The sequence below is a fragment of the Cellulomonas sp. P22 genome (genome assembly GCF_044392165.1).
Genome location: NZ_JBISBW010000012.1, coordinates 16,148 through 31,002 on the forward strand (window position 1 = coordinate 16,148; position 14,855 = coordinate 31,002).

Genomic DNA, 14,855 nt, shown 5'->3' on the forward strand with positions numbered 1-14,855 from the left:
CGATCTGCGAGGCTCGGTGCGTGACGCGTCTGTCGTACCGCACGAGCCCGGTCGAGCACGTCGTCCTGCGTGACGGCGTCGTCGTGGTGGCGGTGGACGACGAGCACCGCGTCGCGCTGATCCGTCACACGGCCCCGCTGCACGGGGAGATGCTCTCCGTCCCCGGCGGGATGGTCGAAGAGGGCGAGAGCTCACGGGCGGCGGCCGAGCGGGAGCTCGCGGAAGAGACAGGGCTCTCGGCGGCGGACTGGGAGCGGGTCGGGGAGTTCGTCGGCGCCCCGGACGGAGACGAAGAACGGGTTGGTGCCTCCGGCGGGCGGCACGGTCAGGCGTCGTCGCCCCACGGCTGGAACGACCAGCCGGTCTCGTCCACCACGATGGACGGCCCATCGAACGACCCGGAGTCCTGATCCCTCTCGTTCATGAGCTGCGCGGTGAGTCCGCCCGTGGCTCCGGGCGAGACGGTCACGGTGAACTCGAAGACCGGTCCCTCCCCGACCAACTTCTCCGGATCGACGACGATCTCGGGTGACGTCCCGGTGAGGAGGACGTAACCGCGGCCCTGGTTCCAGCACAGCTTCACGGGCACGGCGGTGTCGAAGGGGTGGTGCGTCTCGTCGTAGGAGAAACCCGCGCCGAGCCCCGGGTCCCCCTCGGTCGAGGCGTAGTTGCACCCCGACAGATAGCCGACCTGTTGCTGCGGCTCGCCCGCCTGGCATCCGGCACTGAGCAGGATCAGGGCCGTTGCGCCGATGACCAGGCGGTACCGAAGGGTCACGCCGTCACGATGCCACATCTCTGTCTCTGAGCAGCCCACATGTGGCACGACGACGCAGCGCTTCACGCCGGTCAGGATCACCGACGTCGGCGCGATCGCATCGGTGGCCGCCAGCTCGGGCTTCTCGGCTGTCGTCCTGCGGGACGGCACACGACTGCCTGCTGCGATGTTCTCGTGACCATGACGAGGGGTGTGCAGATGCACAGGCACGTGACGTCGACCAGCGGAAACGCACGTAGGCCACCAGGCTGTTCCACCGCCCCGGTGATCCCCCCGCTACCAGTGAAGTAGCAGTTCAGAGGCTCTTTCGCTCGATAGAGCGAGAGGGCCTCTTTCGTCGATGTGGGCAGGTTGCGTCCGCCGGAACGCTCTCACCGGGTCCGACATCGTCAGGGGCGTCACTGCGGGGCCGAGTGACAGGATCAGTCGATGGAGCTGAAGGACTTCCTGGACCACGTGAACCGCGGAGCGCTGATCGTCGGCGGGTCGGAGATGCATGCCTTCATGCATCAGGCGAGCCAAGAAGCTCTGCGGATCATGGCCGAGCTCAACGGCGAGTACCGCACTCCGGATGAGGTGCGCCTCCTCTTGTCGACGTTGACCGGGACGACCGTTGACGAGTCAGTGACCGTCTTTCCACCGTTCTACTGCGAGTTCGGCAAGAACCTGACCTTCGGGAAGGGCGTCTTCGTCAACATGGGCTGCCGCTTCCAGGACACCGGTGGCATCACCATCGGGGAGGGGACGCTCGTGGGGCACGGCACCACCCTGACCACGTTGAACCATGCTGTGAACCCGGACCGGCGGGCAGACATGACGCCGGCTCGGATCGTGATCGGCCGCAACGTGTGGCTCGGTGCCGCGGTCACTGTCGTCCCGGGCGTGACCATCGGTGATGGTGCGATCGTCGGAGCCGGCGCTGTCGTGACCACAGACGTGCCAGCCAACGCGATCGTCGCTGGAGTACCCGCGAAGCTGATCCGGATGACCGGATTCGTCGCCGCGCCTGAGTGACTCGAGCACCGGTCCCGACGAGGGACGCTGCTCGTCCCGGCCGGCGCGCCGCGGCGCGCGCATGCTGGACGGGTGCGCGTCGTGACCCTGGACGTCGACCCGGACCTGTGGTTCCTGCTCGCGCCGCGGCGCCGGGGCGGGCCGTTCACGATGCGCGCGCAGGACACCGACACCTGGGGGCACGTGGTCCAGTCCGCGGGTGTCCCGCTCACCGAGGTGGGTGAGCTCGTGGTGGACGGCGCCGTGGTCGCGGCGAGCGGGCGGGTGGTCGACGGCGTGCTGCGCGTGGCGCCCGTCGCGCGTCCGCAGGCCACCGGGGAGTCACCGCCGCGCTTCCTGCTCGACGTGCACCTGGGTGGGCTGGTGCGCAGGTTGCGGCTGCTCGGCCTCGACGCGGCCTACCGGCCCGAGGCGGACGACGCCGAGCTGGTGCGGATGGCCGCGGGGGAGGGTCGGGTGCTGCTCACCCAGGACCGTGGCCTGCTGCGCCGCCGGAGCCTGCCGCACGGGGCCCTGGTGCGCGGCACGTCGACCGACGACGAGCTCGACGACGTGCTGGACCGGTTCGCGCCGCCCCTCGCCCCGTGGACCCGGTGCACCGCCTGCGGCGGGTCGCTCGCCGCGACGACCGCCGAGGACGCCGCCGACGACGTGCGCGCAGGGACCGCGCGCACCTACCGAGACTTCGCGCGGTGCGTGGAGTGCCGTCAGGTCTACTGGCGCGGGGCGCACGCCGCCCGGATCGTCCCCGTCGTGGCGCACGCGCAGCGGGTCGTGGCGCGGCGGCTCAGACGCGGTACTGCTCGTCGGTGACCTGCTCGGCCCACTCCGTCTCGGGCGTGCCGGCGGCGGCGCCCGCCTCCCACATCGCCAGGTGCGTCATCAACCGGTCGGGCACGGCGCCGTGCCAGTGCCACTCGCCCGGTGGTGTCCACAGCGTCTGACCGGGCTGGACCTCGACGACCAGGCCGTCACGGGTGCCGACGCGGGCCACACCCTCGGTCACGTGCAGGCTCTGGCCGTTCGCGTGCCGGTGCCACGCGGTGCGTGCGCCGGGCGCGAAGTGCACGGCGTTGACGCGCAGACGTGCGGGCAGGGGTGGGGCGGCGAGGACGTCGAACCACACGTCGCCCGTGAACCACGCGTCCGGGCCCTTCTGGGTGGGCTGCTGCGGGACGATCTCCATCGGTGGTGCGCCTCCTCGGTGGGGTTGTGCGAGCGTGACGCCGCCAGGTGTGCGGCGCACGGTGAGCGGTTCAGGGGACGAGCATGACCTTGAGCGCCTCGCGGGTGTCCATGGCCCGGTAGGCGTCGCTCACGTCGTCGAGCGCCAGGGTGCGGTCGAACACCCGGCCCGGGTCGATCCGGCCCGACAGCACGTCCGGCAGCGCGTCCTCGATGTACGCGCGCACGGGAGCCGGGCCGCCGTTCAGGGTCACGTTGTTGCCGAACAGCGACCTGAACCCGACGGGTGCCTCCTCGTACTGCGGGACGCCGACGCGCGAGATCGTGCCACCGGGCCGGACCAGGCCGTAGGCCTGCTCGTACGCGGGCAGCAGCCCGACGGCCTCGATGACGACGTGGGAGCCCTCGCCGCCGGTGAGCTCGAGGACCTTCGCCACGCCCTCCTCCCCGCGCTCCGCCACCACGTCGGTCGCGCCGAACTCCACGCCCAGATCGGTGCGGCTGCGGTGCCGGCCCATCAGCACGATCCGGTCGGCGCCCAGACGCTTCGAGGCCAGCACGGCGGACAGTCCCACGGCACCGTCGCCGATCACGGTGACGGTCCTGCCGGGCCCGACCCGACCCATGTGGGCGGCGTGGTGCCCGGTGAGGAACACGTCCGAGAGGGTCAGCAGCGACGCGAGCATCGCGTCGTCGGTGTCGGCCAGCGCGACGCCGGGCTTCACCAGCGTCCCGTCGGCCTGCGGCACCCGGATCGCCTCGGCCTGCGCCCCGCCGACGTCGCCGGACGCGAAGAAGCCGCCGTGGACGCACGAGGTCTGGACCCCCTCGCGGCAGTACACGCACGTGTTGTCCTGGAACGCGAACGGGGAGATCACGAGGTCGCCCGGGCGCACGGTCACGACGTCCGCACCGACGTCCTCGACGACGCCGAGGAACTCGTGGCCCATGGGCGCCCCGACCACGGTGGCCTGCATCGAGCGGTAGGGGTGCAGGTCGGATCCGCAGACGCAGGCCCGCACGACGCGGACGACAGCGTCGGTCGGGTGCTGGATGGTCGGGTCGGGTGCGTCCTCGACGCGCACGTCGCCGGCGCCGTACAGGAACGTTGCTCGCATCGGAGAGCCTCCGGAAGTCTGGGTGCGGGGATCAGCGCGGCCGTCGATCGCCGCGCTCCCCTCAGGAAACCCCATGGCGACGGCGTGAGCGAGTCCCTGGTGTCACAGGTACCGGCAGGGCCTCCCTCGTCCCGCGGGGTGCCCGTAGGGTCGACGGCATGGACCAGCGAGCGGAGATCCGCGACTTCCTCGCCTCGCGCCGGGCGAGGATCACCCCGCAGCAGGCCGGCCTGCCGGTGTACGGCTCGAACCGGCGGGTGCCCGGGCTGCGGCGCGAGGAGGTCGCGATGCTGGCGGGCGTCAGCGGCGACTACTACGTGCGTCTCGAGCGCGGGAACCTCGCGGGCGTCTCGGAGGGCGTGCTCGAGTCGCTCGCGAACGCCCTGCAGCTCGACGAGGCAGAACGGATCCACCTGCACGACCTGGCCCGCGCCGCCCAGCGCCGGACGCCGCGCCCCCGCCGCCGCGCGTCGACCCCGACGGTACCCGCGAGCATCCAGACGATCCTGGACGCGATGACCGGGGCACCGGCCGTGGTGCGCAACGACAGGCTCGACATCCTCGGGGCGAACGTCCTCGGGCGGGCGCTGTACGCGCCGCTCTACGCCGATCCGACGGGCCCGGCGAACCACGCCCGGTTCGCGTTCCCGGACCCCCGCGCGCGCGACTTCTGGGTCGACTGGGAAGGCGCCGCCGACGACACGGTGGGCATCCTGCGGGCCGAGGCCGGGCGGGACCCGTACGACACGGCGCTGACCTCGCTCGTCGGCGAGCTGTCGACCCGCAGCGAGGAGTTCCGCACGCGCTGGGCGGCCCACGACGTGCACCTGCACCGGGGCGGGGCGAAGAAGATCCAGCACCCCGTCGTCGGGCGGCTCGACCTGATGTACGACGTGCTGCCGGTCGCGCAGGCCCCCGGTCTGACCCTGCTCGTCTACACGGCCGAGGCGGGCACGTCGACGGCCGACGCCCTGCAGCTCCTCGCGTCGTGGGCCGCCACGCGCGAGCTCGAGGTGGCCGAGCAGACCCCACCGGGCAGCGGCCCGCGCGGCACGAGCGCCTGAGCACCACGACGACAGGAGGAGCAGCCATGCAGGCACGCACGCTCGGACAGGGCCTGGAGGTCTCGGCGATCGGCCTGGGCTGCATGGGCATGAGCCAGAGCTACGGCCCCAACCCCGGCCCGCGCGACGAGATGATCGCCGTGCTGCGGGGGGCCGTCGACCTCGGCGTCACGTTCTTCGACACCGCGGAGGTGTACGGCCCGTTCGTCAACGAGGAGCTCGTCGGCGAGGCCCTCGCACCGCTGCGCGACCAGGTCGTCATCGCCACCAAGTTCGGCTTCGCGATCGGCGACGACGCCCGAGCCTCCGGGCTCGACAGCCGTCCCGAGCACATCAGGGCCGTCGCGGAGGCGTCGCTGCGCCGGCTCCGCACCGACGTGATCGACCTGTTCTACCAGCACCGCGTCGACCCGGACGTCCCCATCGAGGACGTCGCGGGGACCGTCAAGGAGCTCGTCGCGGAGGGCAAGGTCCGCCACTTCGGCCTCTCCGAGGCTGGTGCCGCGACGATCCGCCGCGCGCACGCCGTGCAGCCCGTGGCCGCGCTGCAGAGCGAGTACTCGTTGTGGACCCGCGACCCCGAGGCCGAGGTCCTGCCGGTGCTCCAGGAGCTCGGCATCGGCCTGGTGCCGTTCAGCCCGCTCGGCAAGGGGTTCCTCACCGGCACCGTCGACGCCTCGACGGCGTTCACGGACGGCGACATCCGCACCAGGATCCCGCGGTTCACCGAGGAGAACCGGCAGGCGAACCAGGCGCTCGTGGACCTGCTCGGCACCGTCGCCGCACGTCACGGGGCCACTCCTGCGCAGGTCGCCCTCGCGTGGCTGCTCGCGCAGGAGCCGTGGATCGTGCCGATCCCGGGCACGCGGCGCCTCGGCCGGCTCGAGGAGAACATCGGCGCTGCCCGGCTCGACCTCGGCGACGACGTCGAGCTGCTCACCGCCGCGGCCGACCGGATCGGCGTGGCCGGCGCACGGTACAACGAGGCCATGATGCGCATGACCGGGCGCTGAGTATCGTCGGAGACGCTCAGGGCCGCCGGTGACGCCGGAAGCTGTGAGGCCTGCACGTTCCACCGACGGAGGGCTCTGGCGATGACGCGTGTCGTGGTGCTGGGTGCAGGTTTCGGCGGGCTCGAGGTTTCCGCACGGCTCTCCGAGTCGTTGGGCGATGCGGTCGAGGTCGTGCTCGTCGACCGGGCCGAGTCGTTCGTCTTCGGGTTCTCCAAGCTCGACGTCATGTTCGGCCGGGTGCCGGCCGAGCACGTCCGGCACAGGTACACCGACATCGTGAAGCCCGGGGTGCGCCTCGTCACCGCCTCGGTGCTGGCGATCGACCCGGTCGCGCGGCGGGTCGAGACCGACGCGGGCACGTTCGACGCCGACGTCCTGGTCGTGGCTCTCGGTGCCGACGTGCACCCCGAGGCGACGCCGGGCCTGGTCGAGGGTGGCCACGAGTTCTACACCGTGGCGGGTGCGTTCGCGCTGCGGGACGCGCTCGCGGACTTCGACGGCGGGCGCGTGGTGGTGGGCGTGACGTCCACGCCGTTCAAGTGCCCGCCGGCCCCGAGCGAGACGGCGCTGCTGCTCGACGAGCTGCTCACCCGGCGCGGTGTGCGCGAGACTTCCGAGATCACGCTCGTCATGCCGTTCGGGATGCCGATCCCGCCTTCGCCCGCCGCGTCCACGGCGCTCCTGGCGGCGTTCGGTGAACGGAAGATCGTCTGGCACCCCGAGGCGTTCGTGCAGTCCCTCGACCCCGCGGCTCGGGTCGCGCACCTGAGCGACGGTTCGACGCTGCCCTACGACCTGTTCCTCGGAGTGCCGGTGCACCGGGTGCCCGAGGTGGTCGCCGCGTCCGGCATGACGGTGGACGGGTGGGTCCCCGTCGACCCGTTCACGCTCGAGACGCGCTTTCCCGGCGTGTACGCGGTCGGTGACGTGACGAGCGTCGGGACGCCCAAGGCGGGGGTGTTCGCCGAGGGGCAGGGCGCGGTCGCCGCCGACCGGATCGTCTCGTCGTTGCGGGGGGCCCGACCGCGCGCCGAGTACGACGGCCACGGGGTCTGCTACCTCGAGGTCGGTGGCGGCGAGGTCGGCAAGGTCGACGTCTTGTTCCGCCCGGGGGAGCGGCCGTCGGGTGCGCTCGTGGGGCCGTCGGTGGACCTGGCGGCGGAGAAGAGCACGTTCGGTGCGACGCGGGTCGCGCGGTGGTTCGGCAGGACGTGGAGCCCGCTGGGCTGACAGGCCCTGCGCGCGGGCCGTAGCGGGTGCAGCCTGGAAGCAGGCCCGGGCCACGGTGCCAGGTGAGGAGTTTCACGATGAGTGCCCCTGTCGTCGTCGGGTACGACACGTCCGAGCAGTCCGTCGCCGCGGTGCGGTGGGCTGCCCAGGAGGCGCTCCGCTCGCGGAGCGAGCTCGTCGTGGTGCACGTCTGGGGCTTCGCGCACCAGCCGGAGAGCGCGGCGAGCCGCACGTGGCTCCGCGAGCAGGTGCTCGCGGGGGTGCAGGCCGTGGCCGACGAGGGCGCGTTCCTGGCGGCCGAGGCCGCGCCGGGCGTGGTGGTGACCGCCGTCGTGGGGCACGGCTCGCCCGCGCAGGCGCTCGTGGACCGTTCCACCGAGGCGCGGATGCTCGTGCTCGGCAGGCACGGCACGGGCTGGTTCCAGGAGATGGTGCTCGGTTCGGTCGCCGTCGCGGCCGTCCAGCACGCCACGTGCCCGGTCGCTGTCGTGCCCCAGGAGGCCGTGGGTCGCGACCCGCGGGGGCTCGTCGTGGTCGGCACCGACGGATCGGCGGGCGGCGACGGTGCGCTGGTCACGGCCGCCGAGCAAGCGGTGCTGCGCGGAGCCGACCTGCGGGTCGTCACGACGTGGACCTCGACGCCCGTCACCTCGTCCATGTCGTACTGGGTCGAGGCCTACCCGGACGTGACTCCCGACGAGGTCGCGATGGCCGCGGCCGAACGGGTGCAGGAGACAGCCCGTGAGGGCTTCGCCCAGGACTACCCGGACCTCGAGGTGTCGTGGGACGTCGCGGAGGGCCCCGCGTCGCACGTCCTGGTGCGGGCGTCGTCCGACGCCGACCTGACGGTGGTCGGCGCGCGGGGGCTCGGTGGTCTCGCGGGGCTGCTGCTCGGCTCCGTCAGCCGGGGTGTGGTCCGGGGTGCGCACAGCCCGGTGCTGGTGACCCGCTCGTGAGCGGCTCTCACCCGGAAGGCTGATCGGCACCACGCAGGAGGAGTCGCCCCGTGATCGGGGCGACTCCTCCTGTCTGTCCAGGTCTGTCCGTGTCGCCGCCGCATGAGCGCGGTGATGAAGCTCAAGCGCGGCGAACCGGTTCGACAGTCGGTGCGTGTTTACGGCTTGCGGGACGCGAATCGACGCGCATAGTGTGCGAACCGGTTCGACAGCGAACTGGTTCATCGATGATCCGGAGGCACAGATGGCGACGATCGGCGACGTGGCGAAGGCCGCGGGGGTCTCGCGCAGCACGGCGTCCTACGCGCTGTCGGGCAAGCGAGCGATCTCGCTCGAGGTGCGGCGTCGTGTCGACGACGCGGTGCGCGAGCTCGGCTACACGCCGAACGCCGGCGCCCGGGCCCTGGCCACCTCCCAGACGATGGTGCTCGGGCTGCTCGTGCAGTTCCTCGAGGACGAGTTCGCCCCCGCGATGCTCCAGTACATGCTCGGCGTCTCGAACGTCGCACGTGAGCTCGGCTACGACATCCTCATGGTCACCGACGGCGACGGCGCCCAGGCCCTGCGGCGGATCACCGACTCGCGCATGGTCGACGGCGTGATCCTCATGAACGTCGCCCACGACGACGTGCGGCTGCCCGTGATGCGTGCCGCGACCGTCCCCGGCGCGCTCGTCGGGCTCCCCGGTGACTGCACCGGCATGGACGTCTTCGACCTCGACTTCGAGGAGGCCGGCCGCACGATGGTCGACCACCTCGCCGACCTGGGCCACCGCGAGCTCGTGCTCGTGTCTCAGCCAGAGCACGTGGTCGAGCGCGGCGGTGCGTACGTGTGGCGTCTGCGCGACGCCGCACTGGCCCAGGCGCGCTCGCGGGGCATCACGCTGCACGCCGAGTTCGGTGAGTCGCAGCAGCCAGCGGTCGGGCGCTTCCTCGACGACCTGCTCGACCGCCACCCGCAGGCCACGGGCCTGCTGGTCCACAACGAGGCTGCCGCGGCCGCCCTGCCGTCGGTGCTGCACGCCCGCGGGCTCCAGGCCCCGCGCGACCTGTCCGTGGTCGGGCAGTACTCGGACGAGTTCGCCCGCACCTTCTCCCTGCCGTTCTCGTCGATCGAGAGCGCCCCCGACCGGCTCGGCCGGATGGCGGTGCGTCAGCTCGTCCGGCGCATCGAGCAGCAGGACCCGACCGAGCCGCACGTCGTGCGGTTCGTGTCACCCGAGCTGGTCGAACGGGGCAGCACGGGTTCGCCCGCGCCGTCCCGCGCCGACCAGCGCTAGCAAGTCCGCTCCCTGGGGCAACGCCGCCCCGAGATCACCGTGTTCAAGGAGGAATGACGTGATGCGCAAGACAACCATCCGCAGCTGGGGCGTGCTGGGGGCGGTCACGCTCGCGGCGATGAGCCTGACGGCGTGCTCGTCCGACGCGGCGTCCGACGACGCCGGCGGCACCTACACCTGGTGGGACCCGTACCCCCAGCACGACGCAGCCTCCGACTGGGGCAAGCGCGTCGAGGCGTGCGGCACCGAGGCCGGTGTCACGGTCGAGCGCACCGCGTACGACACGACGGCGCTGACCAACCAGGCGCTGCTCTCGGCTCAGGAGGGCACGTCGCCCGACGTGATCCTGCTCGACAACCCGGCCGTCTCGACGCTCGCCGACACCGGCATGCTCAACACGATGGAGGAGTTCGGCTTCGACACCTCCGCGATCGACGCGAACCTCATCGCCGCGGGCCAGATCGACGGCGACACGTTCGGCATCCCCGTCGGGGCCAACACCCTGGCCATCTACTACAACCAGGACGTGCTGGACGCCGCTGGCGTCGACGCGGCGTCGATCACCGACTGGGCGTCGCTCACCGACGCCCTTGCGAAGGTCACCGCGTCGGGCAAGAAGGGCATCACGTTCGCGGGCATCGGCACCGAGGAGGGCTCGTTCCAGTTCCTGCCGTGGTTCTGGGGCGCGGGCGCCGACCTGCGCGAGCTCGACTCGCCCGCGGCCGTTGCCGCGCTCGAGCTGTGGACCGGCTGGCTCACCGACGGCTACGCGCCGAACTCGGTCATCAGCAACTCGCAGAACACGACCTGGGAGGAGTTCCTCACAGGTGACTTCGGGTTCGTCGTGAACGGCACGTGGCAGATCAACAGCGCAGCCGAGGCCGGCTTCGCCACGGGTGTCATCCCGATCCCCGCCAAGGACGGCGGCGCGGCTGCGGCCCCGACCGGCGGCGAGTTCATCACCATGCCCGTGCAGAAGGACGAGGCGCGCTACGAGACGACCCGCAAGATCGTCGAGTGCATGACGACGACGGACGGGTTCGTCGAGACCGGCACGACGTTCGCGTACTACATCCCGCCGACGGCCGAGGGCCAGGAGGCGATCCTCGCGGCCAACCCCGACCTGGAGCCGTGGGTCGCTGCCGTCAACGCCGCGAAGGGTCGCACGAGCGACGACCTCGGCACGGACTACCCGAAGGTCTCGGAGCAGCTGTGGACCGCGGTGCAGGAGGCGCTCTCGGGCGTCGAGACGCCGCAGGCCGCGCTGACCCAGGCCCAGGAGGCCGCCGAAGCCGCGATCGGCTGACCTGGTAACTGCTGCACCGAGCGCGAGGACATGAGCTGATGAAGATGACCCAGACCGCACAGGTCGGGGCCGGCGCAGCGACGCCGGACGGGGTGGCGGCGCGAGCCGTCGCCGCCCCGTCCGGGCGGGCGAGCAACCGGTCGCGATCGACCCGATGGGCGGCGGTCGGCTTCGCCGCTCCGCTCGTGGTCTACCTGCTGGCGTTCTACGCGTTCCCGCTCTGGCGGAACATCGAGCTGAGCCTGCACGACTACACGCCACGCGCGTTCGTCCAAGGGAATGCCGAGTTCGTGGGGCTCGACAACTACGCCGACGTGCTGGCTTCGCGCACCTTCTGGCCCGCGGTGCGCAACACCGCGATCTTCGTGGTGGTGTCGATCGCTTTCCAGTACGTGCTCGGCCTCGCACTGGCCGTCTTCTTCCGGCAGAACTTCCGGCTCTCCGGGATCCTGCGCGGGATGTTCCTGATCCCGTGGCTGCTGCCGCTCATCGTCTCGGCGTCCACCTGGTCGTGGATGCTCAACAGCGACAGCGGCATCGTGAACTCGGTGCTGGGGGCGTTCGGGGTCGGTCAGGTCAACTGGCTGACGTCTCCCGAATGGGCGCTGGTCTCGGTGATCGTCGCCAACATCTGGCTCGGCATCCCGTTCAACCTGGTGATCCTCTACTCGGGCCTGCAGAACATCCCGGGCGACCTGTACGAGGCTGCGAGCCTCGACGGTGCGACCGGCTGGCAGCAGTTCCGCAAGATCACGTTCCCGCTGCTGCGTCCCGTCTCGGTCATCACGCTGCTGCTCGGGCTGATCTACACGCTCAAGGTCGTCGACATCATCTGGATCATGACGACCGGCGGCCCCGGCAGCTCGTCGACCACGCTCGCTGTGTGGTCCTACCGGGAGGCGTTCGGCACGGGCCAGCCCGACTTCTCGCCTGCGGCGGCCGTCGGCAACCTGCTGATCCTCATCGCGCTCGCCTTCGGGTTCGTCTACCTGCACCTCCAGCGCCGACAGGAGCAGTCATGAACGGCCACCGCCCCTGGTGGAAGACCGCGCTCGGCGTCTTCTTCACCGCCCTGATGCTGTTCCCGGTCTACTGGATGCTCAACGTCTCGCTGACGAAGACGAGCGACATGCGGGCCGACCCGCCGCACTGGTTCCCGTGGAACCCCACGCTCGAGGGCTACAGCGACGTCATCGACCAGCAGCTGCCCCACCTGGGAACGAGCATGCTGATCGGGATCGGGACCGTCGTCCTGACGCTCGTCGTCGCAGCCCCGGCCGCCTACTCGCTCGCCCAGCTCAACCTGCGCGGCGGCAAGACGCTGAACTTCGTGCTGCTCGTGGCGCAGATGATCCCGGGCGTGATCATGGCCATGGGCTTCTACGCCATCTACATCAAGCTCGGCCTGCTCAACACGGTGTGGGGGCTCATCGTCGCGGACTCGACCGTCGCGGTGCCGTTCGCGGTGCTGCTGCTGACGACGTTCATGCAGGGCATCCCACGCGAGCTGATGCAGGCCGCGACGGTCGACGGCGCGGGCACGTGGCGCACGTTCCGGTCGGTGGTGCTGCCCGTGAGCCGCAACTCGATGATCACGGCGTCGCTGTTCGCTTTCCTGTGGTCGTGGTCGGACTTCATCTTCGCCTCGACCCTGAACCGCAACGGCGACCTGATCCCCATCACGCTCGGGATCTACAAGTACATCGGCAACAACACGACGCAGTGGAACTCGATCATGGCGACCGCCGTGGTCGCCTCGATCCCCGCCGCCGTGCTGCTCGTCGTCGCCCAGAAGTACGTCGCCGCCGGCGTCACCGCGGGCGCCGTCAAGGACTGACCACCCGTCCTTCCCCATCTCGTCCCTCCCCGCACAACCGGAGCATCACAGCCATGGTGACCTTCCACCCGTCTGCCACGTCCCTCGAGGTCCGCCACCGTCACGAGGTGCTGCGCCTCGAGGCATGGGGCGTCGACAGCGTCCGCGTCCGCGCGGCCCAGCACCGCATCCCGACCGAGAGCCACGGCGCGCTCGACGAGGCCCCCGCCGCACCGGCCCCGTCGATCGAGGTGGGGGACGCGCACGCGACGTTCCGGCACGGCGACCTCACGGTCGAGGTCGACTTCGACCTGGGCGCCGCGTACCCCGAGCCGCTGCTGACGTTCCGACGCACCAGCACCGGCGAGGAGCTGCTCGCGGAGAGCCGCGAGCACTTCTGGATGCCGGGGGCGCGCTCGTACCAGGGCAACCGCTCGGGCGCCTACGAGATCCACCAGCAGTTCGCGGCGTACGACGACGAGAAGCTGTACGGCCTGGGCCAGCGCACGCACGGCCGGCTCGACATCAAGGGCCTGTCGCTCGACCTGGTGCAGCGCAACGCCGAGGTCAACATCCCGTTCGTGCTGTCCAGCCGCGGCTACGGCCTGCTGTGGAACATGCCCGCGGTGGGCCGCGTCGAGTTCGCGCAGAACGCGACCCGGTGGAGCGTGGGCCAGGCCCGCGGGATCGACTACTGGTTCACGGCCGCGCCGACCCCGGCCGCGGTCATGGCCCGGTACGCCGACGCGACGGGCCACGTGCCCGAGCTGCCGCAGTGGGCGTCGGGGTTCTGGCAGTGCAAGCTGCGCTACCTCGACCAGGACGAGCTGCTGGGCGTCGCGCGCGAGCACAAGCGCCGCGGGCTGCCGATGTCGGTCATCGTGACCGACTACTTCCACTGGTCGGCCATGGGCGACTTCCGCTTCGACGAGGCCGAGTGGCCCGACCCGCAGGCCATGATCGACGAGCTGCACGAGCTGGGCATCGAGCTCATGGTGTCGATCTGGCCCACGATCTCCCCGCTGTCGGAGAACTTCGCGGACTACCGCGACCAGGGCCTGCTCGTCGGATCCGACCAGGGCGTCGAGTTCCACCAGACGATCCAGGACAAGGGCATGTCCACGCCCATGCCGCTCGCGTTCTACGACCCCACGAACCCGCGCACCCGCGAGTACGTGTGGGACCTGATCGAGCGCAACTACCTGTCGTACGGCATCAAGGTGTTCTGGCTCGACGCGTCCGAGCCCGAGCTCAACCCGGCCCACCCCGGCAACCTCGCGCTGTACGCGGGCCCGGGCGCCGAGGTCGCCAACATCTACCCGCGCGACAACGCGCAGCTCTTCGCCGAGGGCATGGCAACCGCGGGCCAGGAGCCCACGGTGCTGCTGTGCCGCTCGGCGTGGGCGGGCGCGCAGAAGCACGGGGCGGCCGTGTGGTCGGGGGACATCCCCGCGACGTGGCTCTCGCTCGAGCAGCAGATCCGGGCGGGGCTCAACATCGCGATCTCGGGCATCCCGTGGTGGACCACCGACATCGGCGGCTTCCATGGCGGCGACTCGCGCGACCCGGCGTACCGCGAGCTGATGATCCGCTGGTTCCAGTTCGGCGTGTTCTGCCCGCTGTTCCGGCTGCACGGCGACCGTGAGCCCCGCACGCCCACGTCGTACGCCCAGACGGGCGGGCCCAACGAGGTGTGGTCGTTCGGCGACGAGGCCTACGAGATCATCGCGGACCTGCTGCACCTGCGGGAGCGCCTGCGCCCGTACATCCACGAGCAGATGCACCTGGCCGCGACGGACGGGCTGCCGCCCATGCGTCCGCTGTTCGTCGACCACCCGGACGACCCGGGCGCGTGGGAGGTCGAGGACGAGTTCCTGTTCGGCCCCGACATCCTCGTCGCGCCCGTCTCGCGCCCCGGCCAGCGCAGCCGTCCGGTGTACCTGCCGCGCGGCGCCCGCTGGGTCGACGCCGCGACCGGCGAGGTGCACGAGGGCGGCCAGACGATCGAGGCCGACGCGCCCATCGAGCGCATCCCCGTGTTCACCCGCGAGGGGTCGGACGTGCCGCTGCACGCCTGAGCCTGCCCGTCCGCGCCG

Annotated in this window: 15 protein-coding genes; 12 read left to right on the forward strand and 3 right to left on the reverse strand. The window is 71.3% G+C overall.

The features are described from left to right. Positions 1-20 precede the first annotated feature (20 nt). Positions 21-410, forward strand: coding sequence for an NUDIX domain-containing protein (locus tag ACGIF2_RS13800; protein WP_396047555.1), 390 nt, complete (start codon positions 21-23; stop codon positions 408-410). On the opposite strand, the gene ACGIF2_RS13805 is transcribed toward ACGIF2_RS13800, so the two are convergent. Then, positions 326-982: a hypothetical protein gene (locus ACGIF2_RS13805; protein WP_396047557.1), complete on the reverse strand. Its 657-nt coding sequence runs from the start codon at positions 980-982 to the stop codon at positions 326-328. The two genes, ACGIF2_RS13800 and ACGIF2_RS13805, sit on opposite strands and share 85 nt — an antisense overlap. Positions 983-1,207: 225 nt before the next feature. On the opposite strand from ACGIF2_RS13805, the gene ACGIF2_RS13810 reads away from it, so the two are divergent. Together ACGIF2_RS13810 and ACGIF2_RS13815 are read left to right on the forward strand one after the other, a co-directional pair. Beyond that, a complete protein-coding gene (locus ACGIF2_RS13810; RefSeq protein ID WP_396047559.1) occupies positions 1,208-1,792 on the forward strand; it encodes a DapH/DapD/GlmU-related protein in 585 nt (194 codons plus the stop codon). Between the two features lie 72 nt (positions 1,793-1,864). Continuing rightward, positions 1,865-2,605 carry a Mut7-C RNAse domain-containing protein gene (locus ACGIF2_RS13815; protein ID WP_396047561.1) on the forward strand — a complete coding sequence of 247 codons (741 nt, stop codon included), beginning with the start codon at positions 1,865-1,867 and terminating at the stop codon, positions 2,603-2,605. Here the strand turns inward: ACGIF2_RS13815 and ACGIF2_RS13820 are convergent. Together ACGIF2_RS13820 and ACGIF2_RS13825 are read right to left on the reverse strand one after the other, a co-directional pair. Beyond that, entirely contained in the window at positions 2,580-2,978 is a 399-nt protein-coding gene (locus ACGIF2_RS13820) for a cupin domain-containing protein (RefSeq protein ID WP_396047563.1), read from the reverse strand. The genes ACGIF2_RS13815 and ACGIF2_RS13820 overlap by 26 nt on opposite strands. A 70-nt stretch (positions 2,979-3,048) precedes the next feature. Beyond that, a complete protein-coding gene (locus tag ACGIF2_RS13825) occupies positions 3,049-4,095 on the reverse strand; it encodes a zinc-binding dehydrogenase (RefSeq protein ID WP_396047565.1) in 1,047 nt (348 codons plus the stop codon). Positions 4,096-4,253: 158 nt separating this feature from the next. Between ACGIF2_RS13825 and ACGIF2_RS13830 the strand changes: the two genes are divergently transcribed. The 9 genes from ACGIF2_RS13830 (at position 4,254) to ACGIF2_RS13870 (ending at position 14,837) form a co-directional block, all read left to right on the forward strand. Then, on the forward strand, positions 4,254-5,159 hold the full coding sequence (locus ACGIF2_RS13830; RefSeq protein ID WP_396047567.1) for a helix-turn-helix transcriptional regulator: 906 nt from the start codon (positions 4,254-4,256) through the stop codon (positions 5,157-5,159). Positions 5,160-5,185: 26 nt separating this feature from the next. Further along, positions 5,186-6,172, forward strand: coding sequence for an aldo/keto reductase (locus ACGIF2_RS13835; protein WP_396047569.1), 987 nt, complete (start codon positions 5,186-5,188; stop codon positions 6,170-6,172). A gap of 81 nt (positions 6,173-6,253) precedes the next feature. Next, the gene (locus ACGIF2_RS13840) at positions 6,254-7,402 is read left to right on the forward strand and encodes an NAD(P)/FAD-dependent oxidoreductase (protein ID WP_396047571.1); all 1,149 of its coding nucleotides are present in this window, start codon (positions 6,254-6,256) and stop codon (positions 7,400-7,402) included. A 77-nt stretch (positions 7,403-7,479) separates the two neighbouring features. Then, positions 7,480-8,358 carry a universal stress protein gene (locus ACGIF2_RS13845; RefSeq protein WP_396047573.1) on the forward strand — a complete coding sequence of 293 codons (879 nt, stop codon included), beginning with the start codon at positions 7,480-7,482 and terminating at the stop codon, positions 8,356-8,358. A 244-nt stretch (positions 8,359-8,602) separates the two neighbouring features. Beyond that, a complete protein-coding gene (locus tag ACGIF2_RS13850) occupies positions 8,603-9,637 on the forward strand; it encodes a LacI family DNA-binding transcriptional regulator (RefSeq protein WP_396047575.1) in 1,035 nt (344 codons plus the stop codon). A 61-nt stretch (positions 9,638-9,698) separates the two neighbouring features. After that, positions 9,699-10,943 carry an extracellular solute-binding protein gene (locus ACGIF2_RS13855; protein WP_396047748.1) on the forward strand — a complete coding sequence of 415 codons (1,245 nt, stop codon included), beginning with the start codon at positions 9,699-9,701 and terminating at the stop codon, positions 10,941-10,943. Positions 10,944-10,987: 44 nt separating this feature from the next. After that, complete coding sequence (locus ACGIF2_RS13860) at positions 10,988-11,965, forward strand: carbohydrate ABC transporter permease (protein WP_396047577.1); 978 nt, start codon at positions 10,988-10,990, stop codon at positions 11,963-11,965. After that, the gene (locus ACGIF2_RS13865; protein WP_396047579.1) at positions 11,962-12,780 is read left to right on the forward strand and encodes a carbohydrate ABC transporter permease; all 819 of its coding nucleotides are present in this window, start codon (positions 11,962-11,964) and stop codon (positions 12,778-12,780) included. Before ACGIF2_RS13860 ends, ACGIF2_RS13865 begins: the two co-directional genes overlap by 4 nt. Positions 12,781-12,833: 53 nt before the next feature. Next, complete coding sequence (locus ACGIF2_RS13870; RefSeq protein WP_396047581.1) at positions 12,834-14,837, forward strand: TIM-barrel domain-containing protein; 2,004 nt, start codon at positions 12,834-12,836, stop codon at positions 14,835-14,837. The last annotated feature ends 18 nt before the right edge of the window (positions 14,838-14,855 follow it).

What these genes read in the sequence shown, in the direction of transcription:
- ACGIF2_RS13810 (WP_396047559.1), top strand. Translation starts at nt 1,208, where the DNA reads ATGGAGCTGAAGGACTTCCTGGACCACGTGAACCGCGGAGCGCTGATC.
- ACGIF2_RS13820 (WP_396047563.1), bottom strand. Translation starts at nt 2,978, where the DNA reads ATGGAGATCGTCCCGCAGCAGCCCACCCAGAAGGGCCCGGACGCGTGG.
- ACGIF2_RS13825 (WP_396047565.1), bottom strand. Translation starts at nt 4,095, where the DNA reads ATGCGAGCAACGTTCCTGTACGGCGCCGGCGACGTGCGCGTCGAGGAC.
- ACGIF2_RS13830 (WP_396047567.1), top strand. Translation starts at nt 4,254, where the DNA reads ATGGACCAGCGAGCGGAGATCCGCGACTTCCTCGCCTCGCGCCGGGCG.
- ACGIF2_RS13835 (WP_396047569.1), top strand. Translation starts at nt 5,186, where the DNA reads ATGCAGGCACGCACGCTCGGACAGGGCCTGGAGGTCTCGGCGATCGGC.
- ACGIF2_RS13840 (WP_396047571.1), top strand. Translation starts at nt 6,254, where the DNA reads ATGACGCGTGTCGTGGTGCTGGGTGCAGGTTTCGGCGGGCTCGAGGTT.
- ACGIF2_RS13845 (WP_396047573.1), top strand. Translation starts at nt 7,480, where the DNA reads ATGAGTGCCCCTGTCGTCGTCGGGTACGACACGTCCGAGCAGTCCGTC.
- ACGIF2_RS13850 (WP_396047575.1), top strand. Translation starts at nt 8,603, where the DNA reads ATGGCGACGATCGGCGACGTGGCGAAGGCCGCGGGGGTCTCGCGCAGC.
- ACGIF2_RS13855 (WP_396047748.1), top strand. Translation starts at nt 9,699, where the DNA reads ATGCGCAAGACAACCATCCGCAGCTGGGGCGTGCTGGGGGCGGTCACG.
- ACGIF2_RS13860 (WP_396047577.1), top strand. Translation starts at nt 10,988, where the DNA reads ATGACCCAGACCGCACAGGTCGGGGCCGGCGCAGCGACGCCGGACGGG.
- ACGIF2_RS13865 (WP_396047579.1), top strand. Translation starts at nt 11,962, where the DNA reads ATGAACGGCCACCGCCCCTGGTGGAAGACCGCGCTCGGCGTCTTCTTC.
- ACGIF2_RS13870 (WP_396047581.1), top strand. Translation starts at nt 12,834, where the DNA reads ATGGTGACCTTCCACCCGTCTGCCACGTCCCTCGAGGTCCGCCACCGT.